The organism is Pseudomonas sp. B21-028, from assembly GCF_024749045.1.
Classification (GTDB): domain Bacteria; phylum Pseudomonadota; class Gammaproteobacteria; order Pseudomonadales; family Pseudomonadaceae; genus Aquipseudomonas.
In genome coordinates this window covers 1,626,993-1,651,650 of sequence record NZ_CP087184.1, presented here as the reverse complement: position 1 = coordinate 1,651,650, position 24,658 = coordinate 1,626,993, and the positions used below count along the sequence as shown (strand labels likewise).

The 24,658-nt window shown below is 60.7% G+C and carries 29 protein-coding genes, 1 tRNA gene and 2 pseudogenes; 13 read left to right on the top strand and 19 right to left on the bottom strand.

Annotated features, from left to right (window positions below):
• Positions 1-104: 104 nt before the first annotated feature.
• The 3 genes from LOY35_RS07565 to LOY35_RS07555 are packed head-to-tail and all read right to left on the bottom strand — an operon-like array spanning position 105 to position 1,970.
• Positions 105-647, bottom strand: coding sequence for a DUF2937 family protein (locus LOY35_RS07565; RefSeq protein WP_258631784.1), 543 nt, complete (start codon positions 645-647; stop codon positions 105-107).
• Positions 648-659: 12 nt separating this feature from the next.
• Positions 660-1,436 carry a class II glutamine amidotransferase gene (locus LOY35_RS07560; protein WP_047701739.1) on the bottom strand — a complete coding sequence of 259 codons (777 nt, stop codon included), beginning with the start codon at positions 1,434-1,436 and terminating at the stop codon, positions 660-662.
• Between the two features lie 33 nt (positions 1,437-1,469).
• Positions 1,470-1,970 carry an MFS transporter gene (locus LOY35_RS07555; protein WP_258631783.1) on the bottom strand — a complete coding sequence of 167 codons (501 nt, stop codon included), beginning with the start codon at positions 1,968-1,970 and terminating at the stop codon, positions 1,470-1,472.
• A gap of 90 nt (positions 1,971-2,060) precedes the next feature.
• On the opposite strand from LOY35_RS07555, the gene LOY35_RS07550 reads away from it, so the two are divergent.
• Positions 2,061-4,115: a S9 family peptidase gene (locus LOY35_RS07550; protein WP_258631782.1), complete on the top strand. Its 2,055-nt coding sequence runs from the start codon at positions 2,061-2,063 to the stop codon at positions 4,113-4,115.
• 205 nt (positions 4,116-4,320) lie between these two features.
• Positions 4,321-4,794: a cyclic nucleotide-binding domain-containing protein gene (locus tag LOY35_RS07545; protein ID WP_258631781.1), complete on the top strand. Its 474-nt coding sequence runs from the start codon at positions 4,321-4,323 to the stop codon at positions 4,792-4,794.
• Positions 4,795-4,917: 123 nt separating this feature from the next.
• Here the strand turns inward: LOY35_RS07545 and LOY35_RS07540 are convergent, their stop codons facing one another.
• Entirely contained in the window at positions 4,918-5,205 is a 288-nt protein-coding gene (locus LOY35_RS07540; protein WP_258633496.1) for a hypothetical protein, read from the bottom strand.
• Between the two features lie 74 nt (positions 5,206-5,279).
• Here LOY35_RS07540 and LOY35_RS07535 point away from each other — a divergent pair, with 74 nt between their 5' ends.
• The 4 genes from LOY35_RS07535 to LOY35_RS07520 all read left to right on the top strand — a co-directional run bounded on the left by LOY35_RS07535 (position 5,280) and on the right by LOY35_RS07520 (position 7,500).
• Positions 5,280-5,966, top strand: coding sequence for a spermidine synthase (locus LOY35_RS07535; protein WP_258631780.1), 687 nt, complete (start codon positions 5,280-5,282; stop codon positions 5,964-5,966).
• A gap of 48 nt (positions 5,967-6,014) precedes the next feature.
• Positions 6,015-6,389 carry a YajD family HNH nuclease gene (locus tag LOY35_RS07530; RefSeq protein WP_003184246.1) on the top strand — a complete coding sequence of 125 codons (375 nt, stop codon included), beginning with the start codon at positions 6,015-6,017 and terminating at the stop codon, positions 6,387-6,389.
• A 185-nt stretch (positions 6,390-6,574) separates the two neighbouring features.
• On the top strand, positions 6,575-7,045 hold the full coding sequence (locus LOY35_RS07525) for an RNA methyltransferase (protein WP_003198862.1): 471 nt from the start codon (positions 6,575-6,577) through the stop codon (positions 7,043-7,045).
• A gap of 77 nt (positions 7,046-7,122) precedes the next feature.
• Complete coding sequence (locus LOY35_RS07520) at positions 7,123-7,500, top strand: DUF2892 domain-containing protein (RefSeq protein ID WP_047701745.1); 378 nt, start codon at positions 7,123-7,125, stop codon at positions 7,498-7,500.
• Between the two features lie 134 nt (positions 7,501-7,634).
• On the opposite strand, the gene LOY35_RS07515 is transcribed toward LOY35_RS07520, so the two are convergent.
• From LOY35_RS07515 to LOY35_RS07485, 7 genes are all read right to left on the bottom strand, one after another.
• The gene (locus LOY35_RS07515; RefSeq protein ID WP_258631779.1) at positions 7,635-8,867 is read right to left on the bottom strand and encodes a hypothetical protein; all 1,233 of its coding nucleotides are present in this window, start codon (positions 8,865-8,867) and stop codon (positions 7,635-7,637) included.
• A gap of 24 nt (positions 8,868-8,891) precedes the next feature.
• Positions 8,892-9,341 carry a YcgN family cysteine cluster protein gene (locus LOY35_RS07510; RefSeq protein ID WP_258631778.1) on the bottom strand — a complete coding sequence of 150 codons (450 nt, stop codon included), beginning with the start codon at positions 9,339-9,341 and terminating at the stop codon, positions 8,892-8,894.
• A gap of 204 nt (positions 9,342-9,545) precedes the next feature.
• Positions 9,546-10,478 carry a D-2-hydroxyacid dehydrogenase gene (locus LOY35_RS07505; protein WP_258631777.1) on the bottom strand — a complete coding sequence of 311 codons (933 nt, stop codon included), beginning with the start codon at positions 10,476-10,478 and terminating at the stop codon, positions 9,546-9,548.
• Between the two features lie 121 nt (positions 10,479-10,599).
• Complete coding sequence (locus LOY35_RS07500) at positions 10,600-10,893, bottom strand: YcgL domain-containing protein (RefSeq protein WP_258631776.1); 294 nt, start codon at positions 10,891-10,893, stop codon at positions 10,600-10,602.
• A complete protein-coding gene (gene rnd, locus LOY35_RS07495) occupies positions 10,890-12,023 on the bottom strand; it encodes a ribonuclease D (protein WP_258631775.1) in 1,134 nt (377 codons plus the stop codon). Before rnd ends, LOY35_RS07500 begins: the two co-directional genes overlap by 4 nt.
• A 121-nt stretch (positions 12,024-12,144) precedes the next feature.
• Entirely contained in the window at positions 12,145-12,786 is a 642-nt protein-coding gene (locus LOY35_RS07490) for a class I SAM-dependent methyltransferase (protein ID WP_258631774.1), read from the bottom strand.
• Positions 12,787-12,855: 69 nt separating this feature from the next.
• Positions 12,856-14,505 (bottom strand): phosphoethanolamine transferase, encoded by a 1,650-nt coding sequence (locus LOY35_RS07485; RefSeq protein ID WP_258631773.1) that lies wholly within the window; start codon positions 14,503-14,505, stop codon positions 12,856-12,858.
• A gap of 275 nt (positions 14,506-14,780) precedes the next feature.
• Here LOY35_RS07485 and LOY35_RS07480 point away from each other — a divergent pair.
• Positions 14,781-15,053 (top strand): annotated as a pseudogene (locus tag LOY35_RS07480) (LysR family transcriptional regulator); the annotation flags it as partial.
• A 57-nt stretch (positions 15,054-15,110) separates the two neighbouring features.
• On the opposite strand, the gene LOY35_RS07475 reads toward LOY35_RS07480, so the two are convergent.
• The gene (locus LOY35_RS07475; protein ID WP_258631772.1) at positions 15,111-15,473 is read right to left on the bottom strand and encodes a 5-carboxymethyl-2-hydroxymuconate Delta-isomerase; all 363 of its coding nucleotides are present in this window, start codon (positions 15,471-15,473) and stop codon (positions 15,111-15,113) included.
• Positions 15,474-15,774: 301 nt separating this feature from the next.
• Positions 15,775-16,704, bottom strand: coding sequence for a LysR substrate-binding domain-containing protein (locus LOY35_RS07470; RefSeq protein ID WP_258631771.1), 930 nt, complete (start codon positions 16,702-16,704; stop codon positions 15,775-15,777).
• Between the two features lie 166 nt (positions 16,705-16,870).
• Between LOY35_RS07470 and LOY35_RS07465 the strand changes: the two genes are divergently transcribed.
• Together LOY35_RS07465 and LOY35_RS07460 are read left to right on the top strand one after the other, a co-directional pair.
• Positions 16,871-17,062: a DUF1508 domain-containing protein gene (locus LOY35_RS07465; protein ID WP_047701756.1), complete on the top strand. Its 192-nt coding sequence runs from the start codon at positions 16,871-16,873 to the stop codon at positions 17,060-17,062.
• A 102-nt stretch (positions 17,063-17,164) separates the two neighbouring features.
• Positions 17,165-17,533 carry a cupin domain-containing protein gene (locus LOY35_RS07460; RefSeq protein ID WP_201869464.1) on the top strand — a complete coding sequence of 123 codons (369 nt, stop codon included), beginning with the start codon at positions 17,165-17,167 and terminating at the stop codon, positions 17,531-17,533.
• A gap of 32 nt (positions 17,534-17,565) precedes the next feature.
• Here LOY35_RS07460 and LOY35_RS07455 read toward each other — a convergent pair whose 3' ends face one another.
• Entirely contained in the window at positions 17,566-19,044 is a 1,479-nt protein-coding gene (locus LOY35_RS07455; protein ID WP_258631770.1) for an amidase, read from the bottom strand.
• A gap of 121 nt (positions 19,045-19,165) precedes the next feature.
• Here LOY35_RS07455 and LOY35_RS07450 point away from each other — a divergent pair, with 121 nt between their 5' ends.
• Positions 19,166-19,771 (top strand): TetR/AcrR family transcriptional regulator, encoded by a 606-nt coding sequence (locus LOY35_RS07450; RefSeq protein WP_258633493.1) that lies wholly within the window; start codon positions 19,166-19,168, stop codon positions 19,769-19,771.
• Here LOY35_RS07450 and LOY35_RS07445 read toward each other — a convergent pair.
• From LOY35_RS07445 to LOY35_RS28515, 3 genes and pseudogenes are all read right to left on the bottom strand, one after another.
• Entirely contained in the window at positions 19,750-20,520 is a 771-nt protein-coding gene (locus LOY35_RS07445; protein ID WP_258631769.1) for a phytanoyl-CoA dioxygenase family protein, read from the bottom strand. The two genes, LOY35_RS07450 and LOY35_RS07445, sit on opposite strands and share 22 nt — an antisense overlap.
• Before the next feature lie 13 nt (positions 20,521-20,533).
• Positions 20,534-21,313, bottom strand: coding sequence for a methyl-accepting chemotaxis protein (locus LOY35_RS28520; RefSeq protein WP_408981250.1), 780 nt, complete (start codon positions 21,311-21,313; stop codon positions 20,534-20,536).
• A gap of 78 nt (positions 21,314-21,391) precedes the next feature.
• Positions 21,392-22,168: pseudogene (locus tag LOY35_RS28515) on the bottom strand (MCP four helix bundle domain-containing protein); the annotation flags it as partial.
• A 427-nt stretch (positions 22,169-22,595) separates the two neighbouring features.
• Between LOY35_RS28515 and LOY35_RS07435 the strand changes: the two are divergent.
• From LOY35_RS07435 to LOY35_RS07425, 3 genes are all read left to right on the top strand, one after another.
• Positions 22,596-22,862 (top strand): short-chain dehydrogenase, encoded by a 267-nt coding sequence (locus tag LOY35_RS07435; RefSeq protein WP_230166663.1) that lies wholly within the window; start codon positions 22,596-22,598, stop codon positions 22,860-22,862.
• Between the two features lie 113 nt (positions 22,863-22,975).
• A complete protein-coding gene (locus LOY35_RS07430) occupies positions 22,976-23,122 on the top strand; it encodes a hypothetical protein (protein WP_258631767.1) in 147 nt (48 codons plus the stop codon).
• A 5-nt stretch (positions 23,123-23,127) separates the two neighbouring features.
• Entirely contained in the window at positions 23,128-23,544 is a 417-nt protein-coding gene (locus LOY35_RS07425; RefSeq protein WP_230166661.1) for a type II toxin-antitoxin system YafO family toxin, read from the top strand.
• A 221-nt stretch (positions 23,545-23,765) separates the two neighbouring features.
• On the opposite strand, the gene LOY35_RS07420 is transcribed toward LOY35_RS07425, so the two are convergent.
• Positions 23,766-23,855, bottom strand: a tRNA-Ser gene (locus LOY35_RS07420).
• Between the two features lie 83 nt (positions 23,856-23,938).
• The gene (gene purC / locus LOY35_RS07415) at positions 23,939-24,652 is read right to left on the bottom strand and encodes a phosphoribosylaminoimidazolesuccinocarboxamide synthase (RefSeq protein WP_258631766.1); all 714 of its coding nucleotides are present in this window, start codon (positions 24,650-24,652) and stop codon (positions 23,939-23,941) included.
• Positions 24,653-24,658 lie beyond the last annotated feature (6 nt).

Here is a 24,658-nt window from a genome sequence, read left to right as displayed (position 1 = left end):
AAAAAACATCGCCCCAGTGGTGTGTCAGACAGATCCAATGGGGCTGCTTCGCAGCCCAGCGGGGATGAATCCCCTCGCCACAGAAAAGCTCTATTTGGGTTGGGTCAAAGCCCGCGCAAATCCCGCTCTTCAATCGGCCGGCTCTGGCGCAGGCGCTTGCCACCCAGTACCACCCAGTCGATCAGGCGGAACAGGCATTCCAGGCCGAACGACAGCAGCATGGCGCCGCTGATGCCCCAGATCATCGCTTCGGGGGTCAGCAGGATCTGGTAACTGTAGCCATTCCAGGTTTCCTTGCGGATGTCCGGATCGGCGGCCAGCGCCACTTGCAGCAGACGGATATACCACGGGCCTTGCATCGCCTGGTATTGCTTGTCCAACGCCTGCTGGCGCACCAGCAGGGTGTTCAGGCTGTCGGCATCGCTGCGAAAGATCGGGTCCTCGCTGGCACGGTAATGCGCCACCAAGGCCTGCATGTCACCTTTGAAAAACTGGTTGGCGGTGCCCTGAAACCCTTGCAGGCCCTTCTGGGCCTCGATCAGGTGCGCTTCGACCCGCTTGGCGTAATCGCTGATGAAACCCGGCACCTGGACCCCGATCAGCAGGCCCACTGCAAACAACACCAGCCGTAGATAACTGAGCAACATAACGTGACGTCCTTATTCGGTGCGGCCATGGCTGACGCATTCGCCGCGTCGCCACAGGCTCCATTGGCCCGGTTCGTAGCGGGTCCAGGTTTCGTTTTCGGTCAAGGGTTCGGTGGCGATCACCGTGACCACGTCGTTGGGCGTGGTTTCGGCCTGGAAATCCACGATCACATCCACATCCTTGAGCCGCGCCGGGCCAAACGGCGCGCGACGGGTGATCTGGGCCAGTTTGGTCGAGCAATAGCAGAACAGCCAGTCGCCGTCGCTGAGCAGGCAATTGAACACGCCCTTGCTGCGGTATTCGGAGCAGGCCTGGATCAGCGACGGCAGCAGTAACTCCACCTCCACCGGCTCCGGAAAAGCCTGGCGCACGCGGTTGAGCAGGTCGCAGAACGCCGCTTCGCTGTCGGTATCGCCCACCGGGCGGTAGAAACTCACCGCTGGCTGGAAACCGGCGAGCTGGCCGTTATGGGCAAAACACCAGTTCCGTCCCCACAACTCGCGCACGAACGGGTGGGTGTTGGACAGGCAGACCTTGCCGACATTGGCCTGGCGGATATGCCCGATCACCACTTCGCTCTTGATCGGATAGCGCTGCACCAGGTTCGCCACTTCCGACTCGCTGCTGGCCGCGGGGTCCTGGAACAGGCGCAGGCCACGGCCCTCATAGAATGCGATGCCCCAACCGTCCCGGTGCGGCCCGGTCTTGCCGCCGCGCTGCATCAACCCGGTGAAGCTGAACACGATGTCGGTCGGCACATTGGCACTCATGCCCAGTAGCTCACACATGCTCGGACTCTCGCTTGAAGGGGACAGGCCGGGTTACAGACGCGGCTCGATACGCGAACGCTGGGGATTGCTCGGCACCGGCGGGCGACCGTAACGGTCATCGCCGGCCACGCCGAACGGCGGCTCGTCATCCTCCGCATCGGCCGCGGCAGCTGCAGCTTTCGCGGCGGCGGCCCTTTCCTTGCGGGCGTTGGAAGCACGCTCGATGGGGAAACGGATCAATGCGAAGATCAAATAGACGCCAAAGGCGATCATGCCGTACATGAGCAGGTCAGACGCTGCCCGCCAGACGTTGTTGCCAACCTTGAACAGAATGTCCAGGGCGGCAATCGCCAGGGCCGGAGCGAACTTGTCCTTCACCGGGTCGACAATGGTGGGGCAGAACAGCAACACCGCCATCAGCAACCGCAGCGGCTCGCGCAACCAGCGCCACATCCAGCGGGTGATGCGCATCCATACCAGCAGGCAGCCCAGTGCGGCGAAGGCGTAGAGGCCCCAGGCGATCAGATAGTCGTTCTCGGTCATGGTGTCCATGGCAAGGCAGGCAAAGAGGCGCTTATAGTAACGGCTTTTCGCCCGTCAGGCTGCCCAGACGTGCGCCATGAATATGTTCGAGAGCCTTTCATGTCCTTATCCATCCCTGTTTCCAACGCCCCGGTAGCCCGCAAGGACCCCGGTGTCGACCCGTATGCCTGGCTGCAGGAACGCGACACCGACGCCGTGCTCGACTACCTCAAGGCCGAAAACCGCTTCCAGGAAGATCAGCTCGCCGATCAGGCCGAACTGCGCGAAACCCTGTTCCAGGAGATCAAGGGGCGGATCCTCGAGACCGATCTGTCCCTGCCCTCGCCCTGGGGTCCCTACCTGTACTACACCCGCACCACCGCCGGTGACGAATACCCGCGCCACTACCGCTGCCCGCGCCCGGCGGACGACAGCCTGACCGTGGACGAACACCACGAGCAATTGTTGCTGGACCCTAACGCGCTGGCAGGTGGCGGTTTCTTTTCTCTCGGCGCCTTCAGCATCAGCCCCGACCACCAACGCCTGGCCTACAGCCTGGACACCACGGGCGACGAGATCTACACGCTGTTCGTGAAAGAGCTGTCCAACGACAAGGTCAGCGAACTGTCCTTCGAAAACTGCGACGGCAGCATGACCTGGGCCAACGACAGCCTGACGCTGTTTTTCGGCGAACTGGACGAAACCCACCGTCCTCACAAACTCTGGCGCTATCGCCTTGATGGCACCGCCGCCGAAGAAGTGTTCCATGAACCGGACGGGCGCTTCTTCCTGCATTGCTACCGTTCGAGCTCCGAGCGGCAGTTGATCCTGTCTCTGGGCAGCAAGACCACCAGCGAAGTCTGGGTACTGGACGCCGCCCAACCCCAGCAGCCCTTCACCTGCCTGGCACCACGGGTGGAGCATCACGAATACGACGTCGACCACGGCCTGCTCGACGGTCAATGGACCTGGCTGATCCGCACCAACCGCGACGGCATCAATTTCGCGCTGTACCAGGCCCCCGATACGGGCGTGGCGCCGACCGAGGCCGACTGGCGGAACCTGATCCCCCACAGCGACACGGTGATGCTCGATGGCCTGAGCCTGAACGCTGGCGCCATGACGTTGAGCCTGCGGGAAGGTGGCCTGCCGATCATCGAGGTTCATCCACAAGGCTTGCCGGCCTTTCGCGTGCAACTGCCGGATGCCGCCTACAGCCTGCATGTGCAGAACAGCCTGGAGTTCGTCAGCGAGCGCATCCGCCTGCGCTATGAAGCCCTGAACCGTCCGGCGCAGATCCGTCAGTTGGACCTTGCCAGTGGCGCACAAGTGGTCCTCAAGCAAACCCCGGTGCTGGGTCCATTCGACGCCGATGCCTACGTCAGCCAGCGGCTGTGGGCTACGGCACCGGACGGCACCCAGGTACCCATCAGCCTGGTGGTCAAGCGCGAAGCCCTCGGCCAACCGGTGCCGCTGTATCTGTACGGCTACGGCGCCTATGGCGAAAGCCTCGATCCGTGGTTCTCCCACGCACGACTGAGCCTGCTTGACCGCGGCGTCGCCTTTGCCATCGCCCATGTGCGTGGCGGCGGCGAACTCGGCGAAGCCTGGTACCGCGCCGGCAAGCAGGAACACAAGCACAACACCTTCAGCGACTTCATCGCTTGCGCCGAGCATCTGATCGACAATGGGTTTACCACTGCCGACCAGCTGGCGATCAGCGGCGGCAGCGCAGGCGGCCTGTTGATCGGCGCGGTCCTCAATCAACGCCCGGAGCTGTTCAAGGTCGCGATTGCCGAAGTGCCGTTCGTCGATGTGCTCAACACCATGCTCGACCCGGACCTGCCACTGACCGTCACCGAATACGACGAATGGGGCAACCCGGAGGAGCCGGACGTCTATGATCGGATCAGGGCCTATGCGCCCTACGAAAACGTCCGCGCCCAGGCGTACCCGGCGCTGCTGGTCATCGCCGGCTACAACGACAGCCGCGTGCAGTACTGGGAAGCGGCCAAGTGGGTCGCGAAACTGCGCGCCACCAAGACCGATGACAACCCGTTGCTGCTCAAGACCGAACTGGGTGCCGGCCATGGTGGAATGAGCGGGCGCTACCAGGGATTGCGTGACGTAGCGCTCGAATATTCATTTGTGTTGAAGATTTGGGGCAAGGCTTGAGGAACTCTGGTTGAGGGCCGGGTCTTAGCTCCATGAGCAGGGCCCAGCCTTGGCACAATTCAGAACTGTGGGAGCGAGCCTGCTCGCGATAGCGGTCTGCTTTTCAACATTGAAGTCGACTGACGCTGTGCTATCGCGAGCAGGCTCACTCCCACAGTGATCATTCCCACTCTTGCAAAGAACACAAGAAGAAAGACCGTAAGCCATGCCAGAACCGACCTTACTGAACAACGAAATCCGCGACTGGCTGATGGACTGCGGCCTGTTCGATCAGTTGCTGCCCGTCGACTTCGCCGCCGCGTCGGGTTACTTCAGCATCAGCGCCATCGCCCAGGGCGAAGCGATTTTCCGCGAGGGCGATGCGGGCAGCTTCATGTGCATTATCCACACCGGCCAGGTAGCCGTGCAGAAGACCGGCCCCGACGGGCAACCGGTGACCATCGCCACCCTGCGCAGTGGCCGGGCGTTTGGTGAAATGGCCGTGCTGGACGGCGAGCGGCGTTCGGCCAGTTGCATCGCCGCCAGTGATTGCCAACTGCTGAACCTGGGCAAGGATTCCCTGGAAAAAATGCTCAACGATGCCCCCAAGGTCGCCGCAAAAATCATCCGCGCCCTCGCCGTCTCCCTGTCCAAGCGCCTGCGCATGGCCGATGGGCAGTTGCTGTCACAACAGGTCTAGCACCTGTGGGAGCGAGCCTGCTCGCGATAGCGCCGGATCAATCAATATCCATGTGACTGACCCACCGCTATCGCGAGCAGGCTCGCTCCCACAAGGGGGTCGTCATTCACATAGGCCATGGGATCAGCCCCCCGGCGACTTGACCTTGGGCGGCTTCACCTCCATCCCTGGTAATGGTTGATCCTGCGGCGGCCTGGGTATCTCGATCGGTGGCAGCAATGGCGGCCCGTCATTTCCGGAATCGGCCTTGGGCACGCTGCTGGGCGCGACCGGTGGGTAGGGCATCGGGGTGGCGGTACCAGGCGAACCAGGGACGCTGGGTGGGCTTACCGGAATCGTCGGCTGCTGGGCCTGTGCACAACTTATTGAGAGCGCCGCCAGGGCAATGGCCGTTAGAATGCTGCACTTCATCACTGGCTCCGTGGCTACTGTCATCTTCAGGCTAGACCCTACCGCAGCGGTCCGCCCTTCCTCATGAGATTTCCATGAAACGTTTCGTTCTGCTCGACACCACTCCCATCCCCGACAATGGCGGTGCCCTGTGCCTGTTCGAGTACGGCGAAGACTTCGTCATCAAGATCCAGGGCGGTGACGGCGGGCAGTTGATGAACACCCGCATGCACGGCTCCGAAGACGCCCTGGCGGAGATTCCCTGCCGCAAGGTCGCCGGCCGGCCGGGTTCGCGGGTGCTGATCGGCGGCCTCGGCATGGGGTTCACCCTCGCCTCGGCCCTCAAGCACCTGGGCAAGAACGCCGAAGTGGTGGTGGCCGAGTTGGTGCCCGGCGTGGTGGAGTGGAATCGTGGCCCCCTGGGCGAAAAGGCCGGGCGGCCGCTGGAGGATCCGCGCACGGTGATCCGCCTGGAAGATGTCGCCAAGGTGCTGCAAGCCGAGCCCCAGGGTTTCGACGCGATCATGCTGGATGTCGACAACGGCCCCGAAGGCCTGACCCAGAAAGCCAACAGTTGGCTGTATTCGGCCGGCGGCCTGGCCGCCTGCGCAAAGGCCCTGCGGCCCAAGGGGGTGCTGGCGGTCTGGTCGGCCAGCGCTGACCGGCAGTTTTCCGACAAACTGAAAAAGGCCGGCTTCAAGGCCGAAGAGGTGCAGGTGTTCGCCCACGGCAACAAAGGCACCCGCCACACCATCTGGATTGCCGAGAAGCTCAAGGGCTGAGCTAAACTTCGTTCAACCGTCATCAGTCTTATCTACAAAGGTGAACCCATGAGTTCGTCAACGCCTCCTTCCAATACCGCGAAGCTGGACCGCATCCTCGCCGACGCCCAGCGCGACCGGGAAATGGGTTACCGCGACAAAGCCCTGAAAATGTACCCCCACGTCTGTGGCCGCTGCGCCCGCGAGTTCTCCGGCAAGCGCCTGAGCGAACTGACCGTTCACCACCGCGACCACAACCACGACAACAACCCCCAGGACGGTTCCAACTGGGAACTGCTGTGCCTGTACTGCCACGACAACGAGCACTCGCGCTACACCGACCAGCAATACTTCGGCGACGGCTCCCTGAGCACTCCTAAAATCGCCAAGGCGACTCACAACCCGTTTGCCGCACTGGCTGGGTTGATGAAGAAAGACGAGTAGTCGGCAAGGCACTGAGCGCCTGCCAGGCCCTCATCGCGAGCAGGCTCGCTCCCACATTGGAATGCGGTCTCCTGTGGGAGCGAGCCTGCTCGCGATGGCGATGCTACTTTCACCGCCAATCTTGAAACTGACCACCCTCCCCCATTCCCCGTATAATCGCGCCTTTTCCCAAAGGCACCCCGCCCGTGGCCAACAAACGCTACAGCTGCATCGGTCTGTTCAACCCCAAATCACCGGAAAACGTCGGTTCGGTCATGCGCGCCGCCGGCTGCTACGGCGTGGCGTCAGTGTTCTACACCGGCAAGCGCTATGAACGGGCCGCCGACTTCGTCACCGACACCAAGAAGGTCCACTACGACATTCCGTTGATCGGCATCGACGACCTGAAGAAAATCCTGCCCCTGGGCTGTGTGCCGGTGGCCGTGGAGCTGGTGGAGGGCGCCCGCCCGCTGCCCGAATACACCCACCCGGACCGGGCGCTGTATATCTTCGGCCCCGAAGACGGCTCGCTGGACAAGGACATCCGGGACTGGTGCGAAGACGTGGTGTACATCCCCACCACTGGCTGCATGAACCTGGCGGCCACGGTCAACGTCGTGCTGTACGACCGCATGGCCAAAGGCAACAACACCCGCTCGGGGCCGCAATTCCGCTGATCGGTGGGAAATTCCATGGAACGACGGATTCGCTCCGGCAGTCAGTTTTATACCAATCCCCACACTGGAGACAGACCATGAGCGATAACAATCCGTTCGAGCCGATCGAGAGCACGCCATTCCAATCCCGCCCTGCACAAAACGTCCACGGCTGGGAACGCGCGGGCTCCCTGGCGGGCGGCGTACTGATGATGGGCAAGGGTTTGCGGCGTGGCGGCATCATTGGTCTGGCGCAACTGGCCATCGGCGGCATGGCGCTGGCGCGGGGCATCACCGGGCACTGCTCGGCCAAGACGCTGCTGGAGAAAAGCCGTCAGAACCTGAGCAGCGCCCGTGCCCGTATCGAACAGGCCGGCGATGAACTGGTCCGCATGAAGGCCAACGCCGAGGCGGCAACCGGTACGGCTACGGTAACGGGGAATGATTCGTTGGATTCACCGAAGGCCGGGCTTTGAGCTTGTAGCGCAGCTAAAGACCAATCGCGGGCAAGCCTTGCTCCCACAGGAATCCCGGTGTCTGTGGGAGCAAAGCTTGCCCTGATGCCAGTCAGGTAAACCTGTGGGAGCAAAGCTTGCTCGCGATGGCGGTATTACTGGAGTAACCGACTATCCAGTACCGTAGAAGCCCCACCCAGAATGCTCTCGCTGAGCTGCACGAACTCCCGGGTATCGACCGTTTCCAGGCGCATCGCGGCCTGCAGCACATCGTCGAGCGAGCGCTTGTTACGGGTTTTCAAACGAATTTCCCGATCCAGCTCCTGCAGCAATAGCACCGCCTTGGCCGTTATCGCGGAGCTTACCTGTTCGCCGCGCAAAGTCGTCACGCCCTGGCTGTCCCGCACTAGACGCTCGTTCAGGGTCTGGTAACGCTCGTCGCTCATGCCGCCGGCGCGGCGCAGCAGTTCGATGGCGTAGTACTCGGCCAGGCCTTCGCTGATCCAGTCGCTGCGCTCACGGTCGTGGACACGAGCGAGGGTCTGCACCAGTTCCCGCAGCAACGGGCTGGTGCCCCGCTCGCTGACCAGCGGCGGACGGCTGTGCAGGTAAATCGACTCATGGCCAGCCTGGGCACCACGCCACATCGGATCCTGGGCACCGACAATCAGCAGTTTCGTGGGGTGGCGCGGTATCAGCGCCTGCACCTGCGGCCAGACGAAGGTCAGCAACGTCAGCACGTCCATCCGGCGCATGCCCTGACCCAGGGGCGAGGCCACGGTAACTTCGGTTTCACCCAGGCGCGTGCGACGGCTGCCCAGCTTGCCGGCCAGCATCCAGCCCGTGGGACGGTCGAACAGGCGTGAGGGGTTGTCGACGCGAAAACGTTGCTTGCCGATCCGTGGCCAGGGCGTTTCGATGCTTTTCCAGCCGGCGGGCAATTCAACGTCCAGGCGCGCCACCAGTTCGATGCCGTCCTGCTGGTCGAGCCGGGCCGACGGCACCAGGTTATCGCCGCGCAGCAAGGCCCAAGCAGGCGTCATGCGGGTTTCGAAGGAGCCATTCTTGCGCCCATGACTGATGCGCACCCGGTAGGTCAGGCTGGCCTTGTCGGCGCTCGGGCGCCAGAGGCCGCGCGCGGTTTTACCCGGCATCAGTCGCCATTGACCGTCCGCCTTGAAATCGCTGTAGCGGCTGCCGTCGCCGAGGTCGAAATCCAGGCTGCGCACCGCCGAGCCACGGGCCAGGGTCAAGCGCACTTCGGCCTGATCGCTCTGTGGCAACAGGTGCACGTGGTAATCCAGATCGACTTTCTGCGCCGCCCATAGCGGACCGCACACCGCCAGCAGCCCGCCGGTCGCCAGCAGCCGTTTCCATTCTGCGCTCATGGGCTCTCCCCAACGCCTGACGATTCAGCCGGCGCGAAAAATCAGATGATCTTCCCAATCGTCTTCGGGCACGCTGCCTTCGGCCAGCATCCGCCCGGATTGGGAAATGCGCTCGTGGTGCACGGCATCACGATCACCACAGACCAGATGGTGCCACAGCGGCAGGTCCTTACCCTCGCTGACCAGCCGGTAGGCGCAGGTCGGCGGCAACCATTTGAACTCATCGGCCTTGCCCGGCGTGAGCTGGATGCAATCGGGCACGGATTCGCGGCGGCGTGGGTAATCGGTGCACTGGCAGGTTTTCAGGTCCAGCAGTTTGCAGGCGATGCGGGTGTAGTAGACGCTGTTGTCGTCTTCGTCTTCGAGCTTTTGCAGGCAGCATAGGCCGCAGCCGTCGCACAGCGATTCCCATTCCTGAGAATCGAGTTGATCGAGGGTCTTGCGTATCCAGAAGGGTTCGACTTTGGCGGCCATGGCTCGAGCATCAACATCAGGTGGTGAAAAGGCCGACAGTCTAGTGCCGGGGCTGCTTGAGGCCAAGCGTTGGCGACTGTCGGTAAGTGCCAAGCACCTTTGTGGGAGCGAGCCCGCTCGCGATAGCGATGCAACAGCCGATATCAATGTTGATTGACACACCGCTATCGCGAGCAGGCTCGCTCCCACAGGGCTGATTGGGGGTCAATAGCCCCGGGCGAAATCCACTTCCCCGCGCAAGGCTTCGCCGGCCTGGTAGGCGCGCAGGTTATCCAGGAACAGCTGGGTCATCAGCGGCGGCGAGGTCGGTGCCGAACTGTGACCGGTCAGCAGCAAACCCCAGGCCGTCCAGAACGGATGACGCTGGGGCAGCGGTTCCTGGCGACAAACGTCAATCACCGCACCAGCCAGATGCCCATCTTTCAAGGCTTGCACCAGGTCCGCGTCCACCACGGCCACGCCGCGTCCGGCATTGATGAACAATCCGGTGGGCTTGAATTGCTTGAACAGCGCCGCGTCGTACACGTCATGGGTCTGGGGCGTGTTGGGCAGCAGATTGATGACGTAATCCACTTCGCCGACCAGGCGCGGCAGTTCCTTCATCGCCCCGACCTCGACGAAAGGGGCCAGCTCCCGCGCCTCGCTGGCAATGCCATAGAGCTGCACGCCAAATGGCACGAGGAACTGCGCCACCCGTTGACCGATATCACCGGTCCCGACGATCAGCGCCTTGCGCCCCGCCAGGCCCTGCCCCTGGCGGTTGTCCCACTTGCGCTCGACCTGGCTGACCAGCCGCGCCAGCACCTCGCGCTCATGGCCAAGCATGTAGGTGAGCACGTACTCAGCCATCAACTGGCCAAAAATGCCTACCGCGCGGGTCAGCCGGTAGTCACGTGTCAGCCCCTCGGCCAACAGCGGCGTGATGCCCGCCCAGGTCGATTGCAGCCATTGGGGGCGATGGCCCTGACGCAACAAGGTAGCCAGCAGATCGGGCTGGCCTAGCCAGACCACGCAATCAGCGGCCAGCCGTGACAACTCAGCAGAGTCACCGCTGGTCAGCACTTCGATATCGGGCGCAGCCTGGCGCAACAGTTGGGCATATACCGCGTGGTCGTGTTCGGCAATCAGAACGCGCATGAATCAAACCTTTCAAAACAGTGCAGACGAACGCCGACAGAGTGTCGCTCCATCCATGCGGCGATCGTCAAAAAATTCCAGTGTATTTCAAGAGGCCCCAGGACGGTGCCTCAGTATCGATTCAGACCGGGTCGTTGCGTCGCAGCAACTCTTCAGGCAGATGCTCGATGTACTCATCTTCGGCCGGTGGCATCTGCAGGTGATAACCCTGGGTGTCGAGATTTTCCAGCACCTTGTTGATGTCCTCCCGGGACAACTGCCGCTCAGGGCTCAGAACCAGGTCGAAGGCATGGGTCGCCTTGCCAAAGGCCGCCATCAAGGGCTCAGGCACACGCGCCAAGGCATCGCTCTTGAGCACATACAGGTACATTTCGTTTTTCTTCGAGCTGCGATAAATGGAGCAAATACGTTTCAAGGCTGTTCTCCGGCAGTGGCCAGGCTGTCGAGCAGCGCCTGGCCCATCAGTTCGCGACGCCAGCCACGCAGCGAATCAGGCAATTGGTAAGGCCCCTCGGGAAAGCCGCTCTTGATCAGAGCTTCGAGGGTTTTCTTGCGCAGCATCAGTTCCGGGGCAATGCCCAGGCGTTCGGCTTCAGCCTGCCCCAGGGCCCGCAGACGCTTGACCAGCGCCGCGGCCTCGATGGGCAACGGCTCGGCCACGGCCGGCGGCCATTGTTCGGGCGGCACGCTGGCGGCGCGCTTGATCAGGTCCAGCAGAAACTCGCCGTCCTGGCGCACGGTGCGCGGGTGCATGTCTTCGATTTTCGCCAGGGCACCGAGGTTATCCGGCTGGGTACGGGCCAGGGGCCACAGCGAATGCTCGCGGATGATGCGGTTGCGCGGCAAGTCACGGGCCCGCGCCTCCCGCTCGCGCCAGGCGCAGAGCTCACGCAGCACGGCCAGTTGCGCGCGGGACAGTTTCCAGGCCAGCTTGGCGTCGCGGTACACCTCGTTGGGGTCGACTTCGCGGCGCAGGTTGGCGACCAGCTCAGCGCCGTCCTCCAGGACCCAGGCGAACCTCTCATCGGAAAGCTTGGGACGCAGTTGTACGAAGACTTCAGCCAAGTGCACCGCATCTTCCGCGGCATAACTGATCTGCGTTTCGGACAGCGGCCGTTGCAACCAGTCGGAGCGGGTCTCGCCCTTGGGCAATTCGATGCCCAGAACGTCCTGCACCAGCCGCGAGTAGCCCATGGAGAAACCCAGGTTCAGGTAGGCGGCAGCCAGTTGTGTATCGAACAGCGGCGCGGGCAGGCTTCGGGTCAGGCGCAACAGGACTTCAAGGTCCTCGCTGCAGGCGTGCAGCACCTTGAGCACGGACGGGTTTTCCAGCAATGCCGACAGGGGCTGCCAGTTGTCGATGGTCAAGGGGTCGATCAGGTAGGCACGCTTGCCATCGCCGATCTGCAGCAAACCGGCGATAGGATAAAAGGTGTCGACCCGCATGAATTCAGTGTCGAGGGCGACGAAGGGCAACTGCTGCCATTCGGCGCAAAACCGACCGAGGCTATCGTTGTCGCGAATCCAGTGAATATCGATGGCCACACGGCTCTCCCTTGAATAATGGCGCGCAGTATATATCGCCGTCAGCGATTGCGAGCATCCATAGAGCAAGAGCCTGAGAGAAATCGCCTGCGCAATCGCAAGAATAGTCCTACATTCGAAGCTAACTGGTCTTACGCAAGACATAAACCCGCGTCAGCGCAAATCCAGGCAGGAAGTCTTGGTGCCATAGCACGTTGAAACCGGCCTGGAGGAACTCGGCCTCGACATCGGCTTTGTCCGCCAGGCTGTGGGGCGGTGGATGGCCGAGTTTGAAACGTCCGTCGATTTGAACCGACACGATGACCGTGTCGCGGCTGACCCGTCGAAACTCGCGCAGCAGCGCCAGGCGATGCTCACTGGTACTCACGTGGCGAAACAATTGCAGGCAACAAATACAGTCCACCGCATTTTCCGACAAACCGATGGTAAACGCCGAACTCGGAAAGGTCTTGACCCGCTTGAGCAACGCGCCGCCATGGTGGGTGAGCGCGTGTTCGAGCATGTCCGGCGAGGGGTCCGCCGCCAGGATCACCCGGTTGGCATGTTCGGCCAGCACCGGCCAGAACCGCCCAGCCCCACACGCCACGTCCAGCACCAATCCCGGCTCACCGGCCACTTTCAGGGCGTTGCGCACCATATGCTCATCGCGCCAGAACGCCAGGCGCAGCCGTCGAGGGGCCGGCCGGGAGCAGACTTGCGCATGCTCCCGGTCGTGATGCCTGGCGAACTCAAGCTCGACGGTAGATGGGGGTAGCCCGGACATACGAACGGCTCTTGGAAAATGGACAGATGACAGGTTAAACGGCGCGGCGTGAAAAAAAGGTGTAGGCGTTTACTCTCGCGCCAACACACCGTCAATCACCGCGCTGCGACAACCGGCAAACAGATCCAGGTCCCGGTTATAGACATTGCTGTTGACCTCCAGCAAGCCGAGCATCGAGTGAAACAGGTTGTCCTGGCTCAAGGGCTTTTCCCGACTCAACTGCAGGCAATGGGTGTCCACCGCGAAGGATTTTTGATAACTGTCGGAAAACCAGGCGAGCATCGCCACATGCTTCTGCTGCTCCGGGGCAAGCATGTAGGGCGTGCCATGGAGAAACAGGTTGTATTCGCCCAGGGACTCACCATGGTCCGACAGGTAGAGCATGGCCGTATCGACCTTGTCCTGGTTGGCCCGCAGCAGATCGATCAGGGTCGAAAGAACGTGGTCGGTGTACACCAGCGTATTGTCGTAACCGTTGACGATGCTTTCGCGGCTGCAATTGTTCAGCGCATTGCTTTCGCATACCGGCGTGAAGTGTTCGTACTCCTTGGGATAACGCTTGAAGTACTCAGGCCCGTGGCTGCCCATCTGGTGCAGGACCAGCACCGTGTCCTTGTCCAGGGTGTCGATGAAATGCTGCAGCCCCTGAAGCAGGATCTCGTCCCGGCACTCACTGTTGGCGCACAGGGTCGGATCCTTGAGATTGCTCACATCCTGCAGGGTAACCCGGTCGCAGGTGCCTTTGCAGCCAGACTGGTTGTCCCGCCAGATCACGTCCAGGCCGGCGCGCTGGAGCACATCCAGCAGGCCTTCTTCATGCTTGGCCTTGCTGGCGTCGTAGTTCTTGCGGCCCATGTTGGAAAACATGCACGGTACCGACACAGCGGTTTCGGTGCCGCAGGAATGCACATCCGTGAAAGCGATCAGGCCCGCCTCGTGATTCAACGTCGGCGTGGTGTCACGGTTATAGCCGAGGATGCCGAAGTTCTCGGCGCGAGCACTCTCCCCGACGACCAGTACCGTCAGGGACTTGCGGGTGTGGGTCCGCCAGGCCGGATTGCGACTGGCATCCTCGCCCAACTTGATGAACGGTTGCTTGGCCGACACCACCTGCTCGCGCAGGTAACCGACCGAAGCACCAATGTAATTGCTTGGCACGATCATCAGGTGCAATTCGTGATGGTTGCGAAACAGAGAAGACAGCCCTTGGTAATTCGCCAGGGCAACCACGCCAATCAGCGCAGCCGAGGCTACACCGACCAACAGCTTACTTAACAACTCTTTGGACCAGCTGCGGTACTTGATCGGTGTCTTGAACAATAACCAGGAAGGTAAGACGCCAAGTAAGCCGAGATAGGCAAATAACTTCAGGGACAACAAGTCACGAACTTCGGTGGCATTGGTTTCGGCAAAGTTGCGCAGCATGCCGACGTCGATCAATACACCGTATTGGGCCATGAAATAGGCCACGCCGGCGCTGATCAGGAACATCAGCATCAGCACGGGCTTGAGCAGCGGGCGGAACGCCACGAACGTCAGTACCAGGTTGAATGCAAAGAAAATCATCACGCCAAAGGCCGCGCACATCAGCAGGCCCCGACCGTCAGCCGCCGTGATCGTCAACAAGTGCTGCCAGAGAATGAAGTTGAAACCAACTAATAAAAAGGCACTGGCGAGCAGCGTCACCCACTCGGGGCGCACGGCTTTAATGGTCAGCATGATGGTGGGCGTTTTCCTGAAAGTTGCTCTTTGGAGAAGAAGTGCCTAGGAAAGCGTGAAAAACCCGTTCCCTACGGCAACACAAACTTTAGGCAGCACACCATCAATTTTTCGTGAAAAAGTTGCTATTAAATTATTATTTAAGCGACAAGACCCAACCATAACCTGCTTGTAGCTCGTAGCTCCCACGGCATTCACTTGGGACCATCGTTCCGTTATGATCACGGATCTTGTTTGCGCAAGATCCGCGCAAGGAGCACAGCGAGAAGCAACGGATGCTAAACAGCAACGCCCTCAGAAAGCTCGATATGCAGGACCTCATGGTGTTTAGCGCCGTGTACGAACAAAGCAGTGTCAGCGGCGTGTCCGAGGCATTGTGTGTCAGCCAGTCAACGGTGAGTTACTGCCTGAAGAAACTGCGGACCTGTTTCAAGGACGAGCTGTTCATCAACACCCGCACCGGCATGCGCCCCACCTGCAAAGCCGAAGGCATGTACGATCATGTGCGCACCATCTTGCAAAGCATCAACTTGTGCCACGCCGGTGCTGGCTCACCCATGCCACAAACGGGCGATCGGAGCCGGCACCCGGCTGATGCCTGAGCCTCAGTTGTCGAGGATAGCCTTCGCGTAGCAGCCGCGATCCATATCGACGATTTCCACACTGAACTGCACGCTGACACCGGCCGGCCACGGCCCCAGGTCCTGGATCACGGTCAACAGGCTTTCTCCCAGCTGCTTCTTGATTTCCGGCGAACGACCACTCAACAACGCCAGCTGCACGTGCACGAAACCACGCTCGCCCAAACCGGTGCCCACCCGGAAATGTTCGACCTTCACGGCCCGGCTCTTGATGTCCGTCTCCGCGAACTGACCGGACGCCACCAACGCGTTGTTCAAGCGCAGCAAAGCGACGTCGGCGTTCAGCTCGGGCAGGTTGGCGGTGTACTCGATGTGCAGGTGAGGCATGTTCGACTCCGATTCGAAAGATGACGACGTGAATTCAGCCGACGCAACCATACGCCTACTTGGCGCTCAAGCACAGAATCCTGTGGTTGAATCCCCTCACCGGGGTTAAGCACGAGGCTTTTTGGTTAACCAGATTCCAATGCTAAACACAGAACTTTGTGGCGAGGGGATTTATCCCCGCTGGGCTGCGGAAGCAGACCCAAAAATCCAACTGTCGCTGCGGTGTGTCAGGTCCGACGCAGAGGACCGCTTCGCGCCCCTGCGGGGATAAATCCCCTCGCCACAAAAACCATGTACTGCTCTAGCCTAGCGCCTGCCCCGACACCCCGCGCTCACTCATGAACGCCTCCAGCCGGGACCGTAACCAGCGTTCCGCCGGGTCAGTGTCGACATGGCTCAGCCAGACCATGGACAGATCCAGAGTCGGGGTCTTGAACGGAAAGGGTTCGCTGAACAACTGGCCCGAAGCCGCCATGGCGACGGCGGTATAGTCCGGCAGGCTGGCGATCATATCGGTGCCGGCCAGCAGCGCCGGCAACGCGCTGTACTGCGGCACGGACAACACCACTTGACGCTTGCGACCGATCTCGGCCAGCCATTCGTCGGCGAACCCGGCCACGTTCGCGGTATGGGACACCAGCACGTGGGGGCGCGAACAATAGTCGTCCAGGGTCAGCGGCGTCTCCGAGGCATCAGCCCGCAACACACAAGGCTGGATGTGTCGCAACAGTTTACGCTTGGCATTGGCCGGTAGCCCGCGGGTCTGGCTGATCCCCACGGTGATGTCGCCGGACGCCAGCAAATCGGGAATCCGCCAGTAATCGACGTGCTGGACCACGAACACCACTTGCGGCGCTTCCTGGCGCAGGCTGCGCAACAGCGGCGGCAGCAGGCCGAATTCGACATCGTCCGAAAGGCCGATACGAAACGTCATGTTGCTGCTGGCCGGGTCGAAATCATGGGTCAGACTCAGGGCCGCCGACAGCGAGTCCAATGCCGGCGACAAGTGCTGGATGATCTCCTCCGCCCGCGCCGTGGGTTCCATGCGATGGCCGACGCGAATGAACAGCGGATCGTTGAACCGCGCACGCAATCGGTTGAGGGCCGAACTGATGGCTGGCTGTCCCAGGAACAGTTTTTCTGCCGCCCGTGTCACATTGCGCTCAAGCATCAGCGTTTCGAAAACCACCATCAGATTGATGTCAGCCTTGCGCAATTCGTTGCGGTTCATCCTTTACTCCCGGTTCGAGTCAGTTCGAGCGAACGCTGTCATTATCGGCAATATTTCATAACCATTGGAAACGTATTTCCGATAGCGAAAACTTTCAGCTTGGCTAGGCTTCCGACGACATGTTCAAAAACATGTCTTGAATGAGTCAATCGCAGGGAGCGAACCGATGTACTTTGAAATCTACAGACAGACCCGAGGCACCCACAGCAGCGGCAAAGGCCAATGGCGCTGGCGTCTGCGCGCGGGCAACCACGAAACGATCGCCAGCGGCGAATCCTATGTGAACAAGGCTGACTGCCTGCATGTCATCGGGCTGATCAAGAACGTCCAGGGCGAGACGCCAGTGAAGGAAATCTGACACAGCGTCGCGCCATTACCGCCCCATCAGCTGCTTCGCCGGGCCCTGCCTGTCGAGCAGCTTGTTGCGGCCTCATCCAAGTCCCACAGCGAGTATTGCGCGATGGCTACCCATGATGCCCCTGTCAACTTTGCCCAGAAATACGCCCTGTTCCAGGATCAGTGGGCTCCCAAGGTCGTGGCTGAAATGAACGACTACCAGTTCAAGGTTGCCCGGCTCGAAGGTGATTTCGTCTGGCATTCCCACGCCGACACCGATGAAACCTTCATCGTGCTGGAAGGCGAGCTTCGTATCGATTTTCGCGACGGTGCGGTGACCATCGGTCCTGGCGAGATGTACGTCGTCAAGAAAGGCGTCGAACACAAACCCTGGGCCGCACAGGAAGTAAAGGTGTTGTTGATCGAACCTCGCGGGGTCATCAACACAGGGGAAACCCATGAGCGAACGGCAGACAACGACGTCTGGATCTGAGGTTGACCTCCGCACGCTCATCGGATGGCGAATCAGCCTTTCGATGCGCGCTCCGTTGGGGACGATGCTTGAGCATCCCGATCACCCGCCCACACTGTCGGCCGTCGGTTGCGCCAAGGCATCGCACGCTCCAGCTGTGCCGCCAGTTGCAGCAACAGGTCTTCACGACCGTAACCCGCCCCGAACTGCAGCCCGATGGGCAGGCTGCTTTGCGCGTCTTGGACCAGGGGCACGGACATGGCCGGACAACCGCTGACGTTGAATACCGCGGTGAATGGAGAGTAACTGAATACCCGTGCCATCCACTCGCGCCCATTGAGTCGCTCCTGGCCGGTGTTGTACTCCCCGACCAACGGGGCGACGTCTGGCAACGTGGGCGTCAGCAACACGTCGTAATCGGTGAACACCTGGCCCATATGCCGGGTCACCAGGTTGCGATTGTGCATCGCGCCCAGCAACTGCATGGCGCTCAACTCTTGGCCCATGCGGTACAAGGCCAGGGTGGCCGGTTCCAGGGTGCTGGCATCGATGGGGCGTCCGGTCGCGCCCGCGATGGCGTCGATCCAGGCGGCGGTATTGCTGGACCAGAAGCAGGCGTTGAGGTCGACGAATGCTTCCCAGCTCAGTCCGATGTCGGTTGGTACGGGGATGACCTGATGCCCGAGGGCTTCAAGCACCTTGCACACCCGGTCGAGGGCATCATCCACTGCGGGTGCGTTCAACTGGCCGCTCAAGGCCCGGTGTTGCACGGCAATGCGCAAGGGTTTGGGATCGCGATCCAGTAAAGAAGCATAGCGTTCGGCAGGGGGCGCCACGTGGAACGGGTCGCCCACGGCAGGACCGTGCAGACAGTCCAGCAAAGCGGCGGTGTCCCGCACCGTCCGGCTTAACACACCGTGTACCGCCAGCCCGGACCATACTTCGTCGACAGCGGGGCCCATGGGCAGGCGACCACGACCAGGCTTGAGACCGAACAGGCCAGTGGACGCGGCGGGCACTCGAATGGAGCCGCCGCCATCGGTGGCATGGGCCACGGGAACCGCTCCGGCCGCCACCGCGGCAGCCGAGCCACCACTTGAACCACCCGCGCTGCGGGCCAGATCCCAGGGGTTACGAGTCGGTCCATCCACACGATTCTCGGTGGTGGTACTGGCCGCGAGTTCCGGCGTGGTGGTACGGCCCACCGGCAACAGGCCTGCACGACGAAACCGCAGCATCAATTCGGAATCCTCAGGGGCAACGCACCCCGTGGCCAGTCGGCTGCCCAGTTCATTGAGGCGGTTGCGTACCGTCAACCCCAGGTCCTTGACCAGCAACGGTACGCCCAGGAAAGGGCCCGACTGGGGTGCTGGCTCATCCTCCCAGACCTCGATGACCGCGTTGATGCGGGGATTGACGGCGTCGATTGCCGCTAACGCGGCGCTGCGCACCTGCGCTTGGCTGACCTGGCGATCCCTGATCAACTGTGCCAGACCTACAGCGTCCTGTTCGGCGTATTCAAAGCGATTCATATGACCTCCTGCCCAGAATAGATACTACAAAGTATCGAACGATACTGTTTAGTATCATGCAATACCATGTAGTATTCATGTCAAGCAGAAATCTCAATTCTCGGAGAACACCTTGAAGCTCATTCACCCTGAACGCATCGCACAGTTGCCGCCGCGTGAACGCATCATCGATGCCGCGCATGCCTTGTTCGTCGAACAGGGCATTACCCGCGTGACCGTGGATGCCATCGCCGCCCTCGCCGGCTCGACCAAAATGACCTTGTACCGGCATTTCGAAACCAAGGATGTGTTGGTGCTGGAATGGCTGCGCTTGCTCACCGCCCAGTACAGCCGGGTGCTCGACGACCTCGCGGCGCAATGGCCAGGCCAGCCGGTTCAGCAGTTGTTGGATTTTAGCCAATTCATCGCGCAGGATCTGGCTCGTGCCGGCTACCGTGGTTGCTCCTTCACCAATTGCCTGGCCGAACTGGCCGACCCGCAACATCCGGCGCGGCAACTGATCGAGGCGCACAAGCAACGTCAGTTCCAGCGACTGGTGACCCTGTGCCAGGAGGCGAAGATGCCCGATGCCCAAGCCACCGCCCGCGAGCTGACGTTCCTGCTTGAAGGGGCCCAGGTTGTCGCCCAGAACAAAGGAGTGAGCAACGTGGCGGAACACCTGTTGCAGATGGTCGAGAAACGTCTTGGGGTTGAGGCACCGGACAGTCAGTCGTACTCGGCTTCCTGATGCTCGCCCAGCAGGCGCCGCTGGCGAGGTGACGCGGTCGCCAAAACGGCCGGGGTGAATTGCCAGTGCAGGTAAGGCGAAAATTTCTGCGCCACCATGCGTCGGCCATAGTGCACTTGCAGCAGGTACCGCGTGCGGTCGGCGGTCCGGTTGTCGCTGCCGGCATGCCATAACTCGCTGCGCAGCACCAGCACATCGCCAGCCCGACACAACACCGGCTGCGCAGCCTGCCCTGACCACTGGGTTTCACCTGCCACGGGTGCCCGCCCCGCCCGGTGGCTGCCGGGAATGACACGGGTTGGGCTCAAGTCGGCATCGATGTCATCGAGATAGAACTGCGCGGTACAGACCTGCATCGGCAACTCGAAAGCAGGGTCGGCCAAAAGACTCGGCGGCAGCGCCATCGGCAGGTAGTCCAGGTGCAGCGGCGCCCCGATAAACCCGGGATGGCAACGCCAGGCCGTCTGGCCGATGACATGACAGTCATCCCCCAGGGCGGCCTCGGCCAGTTCGATCACGCCGTCTACGTCCAGAAATGGCAACCAGAACGGGTCGCGATTGAAAACGCATTTGTAATGATCGATGACACCGCTGTAGTCCCAGTGCTGGGGTTTGAGCTGGTCGATTGCCTGGCGCAGCGCCACGATTTGCGCGGCGCCCAATATTGCCGGCAGCAGCACGAAGCCGTCCCGATGCAGGGCCCGCAGGCGCTCGCGAGTGAGCGCCGCCCGGGACTTGCGGGTAGACACGCCCGTGCCCGACTCAGGTGCGGAAGCGGCCGGTGAGTTCCGCCAGGCTCTTCGACAGCGTGGACAGTTGCCGGCTGGCCTGCATGCTCTGGGCGGAATTCTCTGCCGCTTCGTTGGACAAGTCGCGGATGTCGGAGATGTTGCGGGCAATCTCCTCGGTGACACTGCTTTGCTCTTCACAGGCGTTGGCAATCTGCGCGGCCATGTCGTTGATCCGCTGTATCGAGCCACTGGTACCGCTGAGCACCTGATCGACGCCCGCGGCGCGCTCGACACTGTCGCGGGCCTTGTCGCTGCCGGCCTGCATGGCCTGCACCGCCTTGGCCACCCCGCTCTGCAGCCGCTCGATACGCACCTGGATGTCCTTGGTCGAATCCTGGGTACGCGCCGCCAGGGCCCTGACTTCGTCGGCCACGACGGCAAAACCGCGGCCCTGCTCGCCGGCCCGCGCGGCCTCGATGGCGGCGTTCAGCGCCAGCAGGTTGGTCTGTTCGGCGATGCCTCGAATCACCTCGAGGACGGCACCGATGCTGGAGGTTTCCTGGGCCAATGCGCCGATGGTACCCGAGGCGCTTTCCACCTCCTGGGCCAACTGGCGGATCGACTCAATGGTGCTGCTGACCACCTCGGCGCCGTCGCGGGACTGGCTGCTGGCTTGTTTCGCGGCGTCCGAGGCATTCACGGCACTGTGCGCCACTTCATGCACGGCCGCGCTCATCTGGGTGGCGGCGGTACTGACCTGATCGAGCGCCGCATGTTCGCTGCTGATCAGTTGATCATTGGTCGCGGCCATACTGGCCATGGTGCGGGCCGCGGCATCGACCTCCCCGGTCACCCGGCCGACCTCGGCAATCAACGGCTGGAGTTTGTCGAGGAAACGGTTGAAAGCACTGCCAAGCTGCCCCAACTCATCAGCCGAACGTACCTCGAGCCGCCCCTTCAAATCACCGCCGCCCTCCGCAATCTGCTCGACGCGGTGAAGCAACCGACGCATGGGGTGCAGCACCACAAGCGGCAAGACAAAAACCAGCAGGATGCACCCGAGCAGGCCGATCAACAGAATGCCGCCTTGTTGCCGCCCCACCGCCTCGCCATGGCCTATCGCTGCCTGCCCTTCGTTAAGCGACGCCTGGTCTTCCAGCTCGCCCAGCTTGTCGATGGCATCGCGCATGGTGTCAAACCGGTGTTCGCTGTCGCCGAAGCTCAGGGTACTGGCCGCCTGCGGATTGGTCGTGGCCTGCTCCACCACCTGCCGCGACAGCTGTGCCCACTGGGCAAAACTGTCATCGAACTGTTTGACCAGCGCCAGCGCCTCGTCCCCCGGCTGCATCGCCGCGTACTTGTGCACGCGATCATAGGCCTGCTTCATATTCTCGGCATGGCTGGCGCGCAGCGCTTGCACATGATCGCCCGCATTGCCGGCGAGCAGGCTGCGCTCGGCCACGAACGCCTGATAGAGATCGCGGTCGGCATTGAGCAGCAGGCTGATGGCCGGCAGATAACGCTTGGTCAGTTCCGTACTGGAGTCAGTCACCTGATCAATGCCACGCACGCCCGTCCAACCCATCAACACCAACAGCAACGCCAGGAAAGCGATTGGCAGGGTGATTTTCCAGCGAAAGCCCAGGTCGGCGAAAAATCGTGGCATGGGGTGTCACTCCTTTTTAGGGTATGCCCTACCTATCGGCAGGATGTGCATTCTGCTAGAGAGACATTAGCCCAATTGTCACAGGGTGGTGACGAGCGGCGGAGAGACTTTTTTCTTACACCCTGCACCTACGCAATTCAAAGAATCGTCTTACACACCATCTTATTGATGATCTCGGCAGAAAAACCCATAGTTCAGGTGCCGTCGCAAGACGACTCGGGTTTGGCGACTCGAAGACAAATACGCAGAAACCTCCCGCATGTTTGCGGATTGCTTCTGCGCGCAATATGCTGCTTTCCGGTGGCTGTGCGCGGGAGATCTTCGGATCTGCCGGTCTTTCCATTTGTCCCGGTTCGCCAACCCGCGTACAGCCACCACCTTTTCGTTTGGCGACGATTAAGTTGGCTTCAATCAAATGGAGTTCCAAATGAACAAATACATGGCTCTTACAAGCAATGCCGATGATCAACCTCTCTTCGTCGACACCACTGCTCCTTTACACATATTGCTCGACACGGCAGGTTATAGAATACGCGCTGTAACCCAGCTTTTAGAAAACCTCGCGATGCGAGGAGACATTCCAACCGACGCAATCATACTTCAAGACTTTGCGCAACTGTGCTGCATTCCCTTAAGGGATGGCTGCGACGTGCTAGACGTCATAGCACGACGACTGGATGCAGAACCTGCTTAATAGAAAAGCCCCCAGCAAGCCGCGGGGGACTTGTGCCCCCGCCCTCCCATTTGCCCGGATACGATTATTCACATAAGCTGATCAGCATGAATACACATACCTCGGAGGCTCCGATGGCCACCACAAAAAAAGCCGACAAACCGCAGAAAAAGGTCGTTCACGACGAGCTCACTTTTCTTGATGTCAGGCAGGCCGCGCGTGATGGACAAAAAGCATTCGATAAATTTGTAATCACTGGCAAGCTTCCTATTACAAAGTAGGCCTGATGCCAGCCATTAAAATTTCCGCTCTGTTTGAAGAAATACATAACTGGAAAAACTTCGCCGCACACTTTTATAACTACAAAGTGTGCGGCGAAATCCCAGCCATCTTCGGTAGGGATGAAGGGCTCGACTTGAGCGAGATGTATCACATTCATCTCGCGAGCACTGAAAAGACACAAATCCGTTGGGCAAAAATGGATAGTCAATACTATCGCACCGCCTTGAAAGACGATCCAGCCAATGACTTCTGGCTTATCTATGCATACGATGATTTCAGAGATGAATATCTGTTGCTGACAATTACTGGACCCGATGCTCATAGTCGTTCGCAGTGGGGGTCGTTCTTGCGTACGATTCATAGCGACATCGTGGAGCCTTGGGTATTGGGCAAGATCGTGTTTCCTGATCTGGATGATTAGTCCAGAAACCCAATGGTTATCGTTGATAAATCCCGTACGGTAATGCAGACGTGACGAGGGTGCTTGCTCCATGTGAGTACGGAGCGCTCACAAAGCGGGGTCGCTTTGCAGCCCAGATGTGTCTACTGCTCGACGACATGAACCGCGGAGCATTAAAACGCCAGAAACGAAAAAGCCCCTGAAATGTTCAACCATTTCAGGGGCTTAGTCGTATTCAATAATGGCGGAGAGATAGGGATTTGAACCCTAGGTACTGTCGCCAGTACAACGGATTTCGAATCCGTCCCGTTCGGCCACTCCGGCATCTCTCCAGTGGCGCGCATCATACCAGCACATTCGCCGGAAGCGAACCCCCGAGCGAATTTTTTTCCGTGCTATCAGATGCTTGCGTCGATTACAGCGGCACACCCAGACGTTGGGCGACTTCTTCGTAGGCTTCGATGACGTCACCGAGGCCCTGGCGGAAGCGGTCCTTGTCCATCTTCTTCTTGGTGGTCTTGTCCCAGAGACGGCAGCCGTCCGGGCTGAATTCGTCGCCCAGGACGATGGAGCCATCGCTGAACACGCCGAATTCAAGTTTGAAGTCCACCAGCAGCAGGCCAGCGTCGTCGAACAGCTTGCTCAGCACTTCGTTGACCTTGAGGGACAGCTCTTTCATGCGCGCCAGTTGCTCGGTGGTGCCCCAACCAAATGCCACGACGTGGGATTCGTTGATGAACGGGTCGCCCTTGGCGTCGTCCTTCAGGAACAGTTCGAAGGTGTACGGATTGAGCTTCATGCCCTCTTCCACACCCAGGCGCTTGACCAGGCTGCCGGCGGCGTAGTTACGCACGACGCATTCCACCGGGATCATGTCCAGTTTCTTGACCAGGCATTCGTTGTCGCCCAGCAGCTTGTCGAACTGGGTCGGCACGCCGGCAGCTTCGAGCTTCTGCATGATGAAGGCGTTGAACTTGTTGTTCACCATGCCCTTGCGGTCGAGCTGTTCGATGCGCTTGCCGTCGAACGCCGAGGTGTCGTTGCGAAACAGCAGGATCAAGCGGTCGGCGTCGTCGGTCTTGTAAACCGATTTGGCTTTGCCGCGGTAGAGTTCTTCACGTTTTTCCATGATGGG

Coding starts and splice junctions, on each gene's coding strand:
- LOY35_RS07485 (WP_258631773.1), bottom strand. CDS start 14,505: ATGCTGACCATTAAAGCCGTGCGCCCCGAGTGGGTGACGCTGCTCGCC.
- LOY35_RS07490 (WP_258631774.1), bottom strand. CDS start 12,786: ATGTCCGGGCTACCCCCATCTACCGTCGAGCTTGAGTTCGCCAGGCAT.
- LOY35_RS07530 (WP_003184246.1), top strand. CDS start 6,015: ATGAGTTCGTCAACGCCTCCTTCCAATACCGCGAAGCTGGACCGCATC.
- LOY35_RS28520 (WP_408981250.1), bottom strand. CDS start 21,313: ATGGCCGCGACCAATGATCAACTGATCAGCAGCGAACATGCGGCGCTC.
- LOY35_RS07510 (WP_258631778.1), bottom strand. CDS start 9,341: ATGGCCGCCAAAGTCGAACCCTTCTGGATACGCAAGACCCTCGATCAA.
- LOY35_RS07515 (WP_258631779.1), bottom strand. CDS start 8,867: ATGAGCGCAGAATGGAAACGGCTGCTGGCGACCGGCGGGCTGCTGGCG.
- LOY35_RS07425 (WP_230166661.1), top strand. CDS start 23,128: ATGCCAGCCATTAAAATTTCCGCTCTGTTTGAAGAAATACATAACTGG.
- LOY35_RS07520 (WP_047701745.1), top strand. CDS start 7,123: ATGAGCGATAACAATCCGTTCGAGCCGATCGAGAGCACGCCATTCCAA.
- LOY35_RS07435 (WP_230166663.1), top strand. CDS start 22,596: ATGAACAAATACATGGCTCTTACAAGCAATGCCGATGATCAACCTCTC.
- LOY35_RS07470 (WP_258631771.1), bottom strand. CDS start 16,704: ATGAACCGCAACGAATTGCGCAAGGCTGACATCAATCTGATGGTGGTT.
- LOY35_RS07535 (WP_258631780.1), top strand. CDS start 5,280: ATGAAACGTTTCGTTCTGCTCGACACCACTCCCATCCCCGACAATGGC.
- LOY35_RS07540 (WP_258633496.1), bottom strand. CDS start 5,205: ATGAAGTGCAGCATTCTAACGGCCATTGCCCTGGCGGCGCTCTCAATA.
- purC (WP_258631766.1), bottom strand. CDS start 24,652: ATGGAAAAACGTGAAGAACTCTACCGCGGCAAAGCCAAATCGGTTTAC.
- LOY35_RS07550 (WP_258631782.1), top strand. CDS start 2,061: ATGTCCTTATCCATCCCTGTTTCCAACGCCCCGGTAGCCCGCAAGGAC.
- LOY35_RS07465 (WP_047701756.1), top strand. CDS start 16,871: ATGTACTTTGAAATCTACAGACAGACCCGAGGCACCCACAGCAGCGGC.
- LOY35_RS07460 (WP_201869464.1), top strand. CDS start 17,165: ATGGCTACCCATGATGCCCCTGTCAACTTTGCCCAGAAATACGCCCTG.
- LOY35_RS07505 (WP_258631777.1), bottom strand. CDS start 10,478: ATGCGCGTTCTGATTGCCGAACACGACCACGCGGTATATGCCCAACTG.
- LOY35_RS07430 (WP_258631767.1), top strand. CDS start 22,976: ATGGCCACCACAAAAAAAGCCGACAAACCGCAGAAAAAGGTCGTTCAC.
- LOY35_RS07545 (WP_258631781.1), top strand. CDS start 4,321: ATGCCAGAACCGACCTTACTGAACAACGAAATCCGCGACTGGCTGATG.
- LOY35_RS07455 (WP_258631770.1), bottom strand. CDS start 19,044: ATGAATCGCTTTGAATACGCCGAACAGGACGCTGTAGGTCTGGCACAG.
- LOY35_RS07565 (WP_258631784.1), bottom strand. CDS start 647: ATGTTGCTCAGTTATCTACGGCTGGTGTTGTTTGCAGTGGGCCTGCTG.
- LOY35_RS07560 (WP_047701739.1), bottom strand. CDS start 1,436: ATGTGTGAGCTACTGGGCATGAGTGCCAATGTGCCGACCGACATCGTG.
- LOY35_RS07555 (WP_258631783.1), bottom strand. CDS start 1,970: ATGGACACCATGACCGAGAACGACTATCTGATCGCCTGGGGCCTCTAC.
- LOY35_RS07475 (WP_258631772.1), bottom strand. CDS start 15,473: ATGCCTCACCTGCACATCGAGTACACCGCCAACCTGCCCGAGCTGAAC.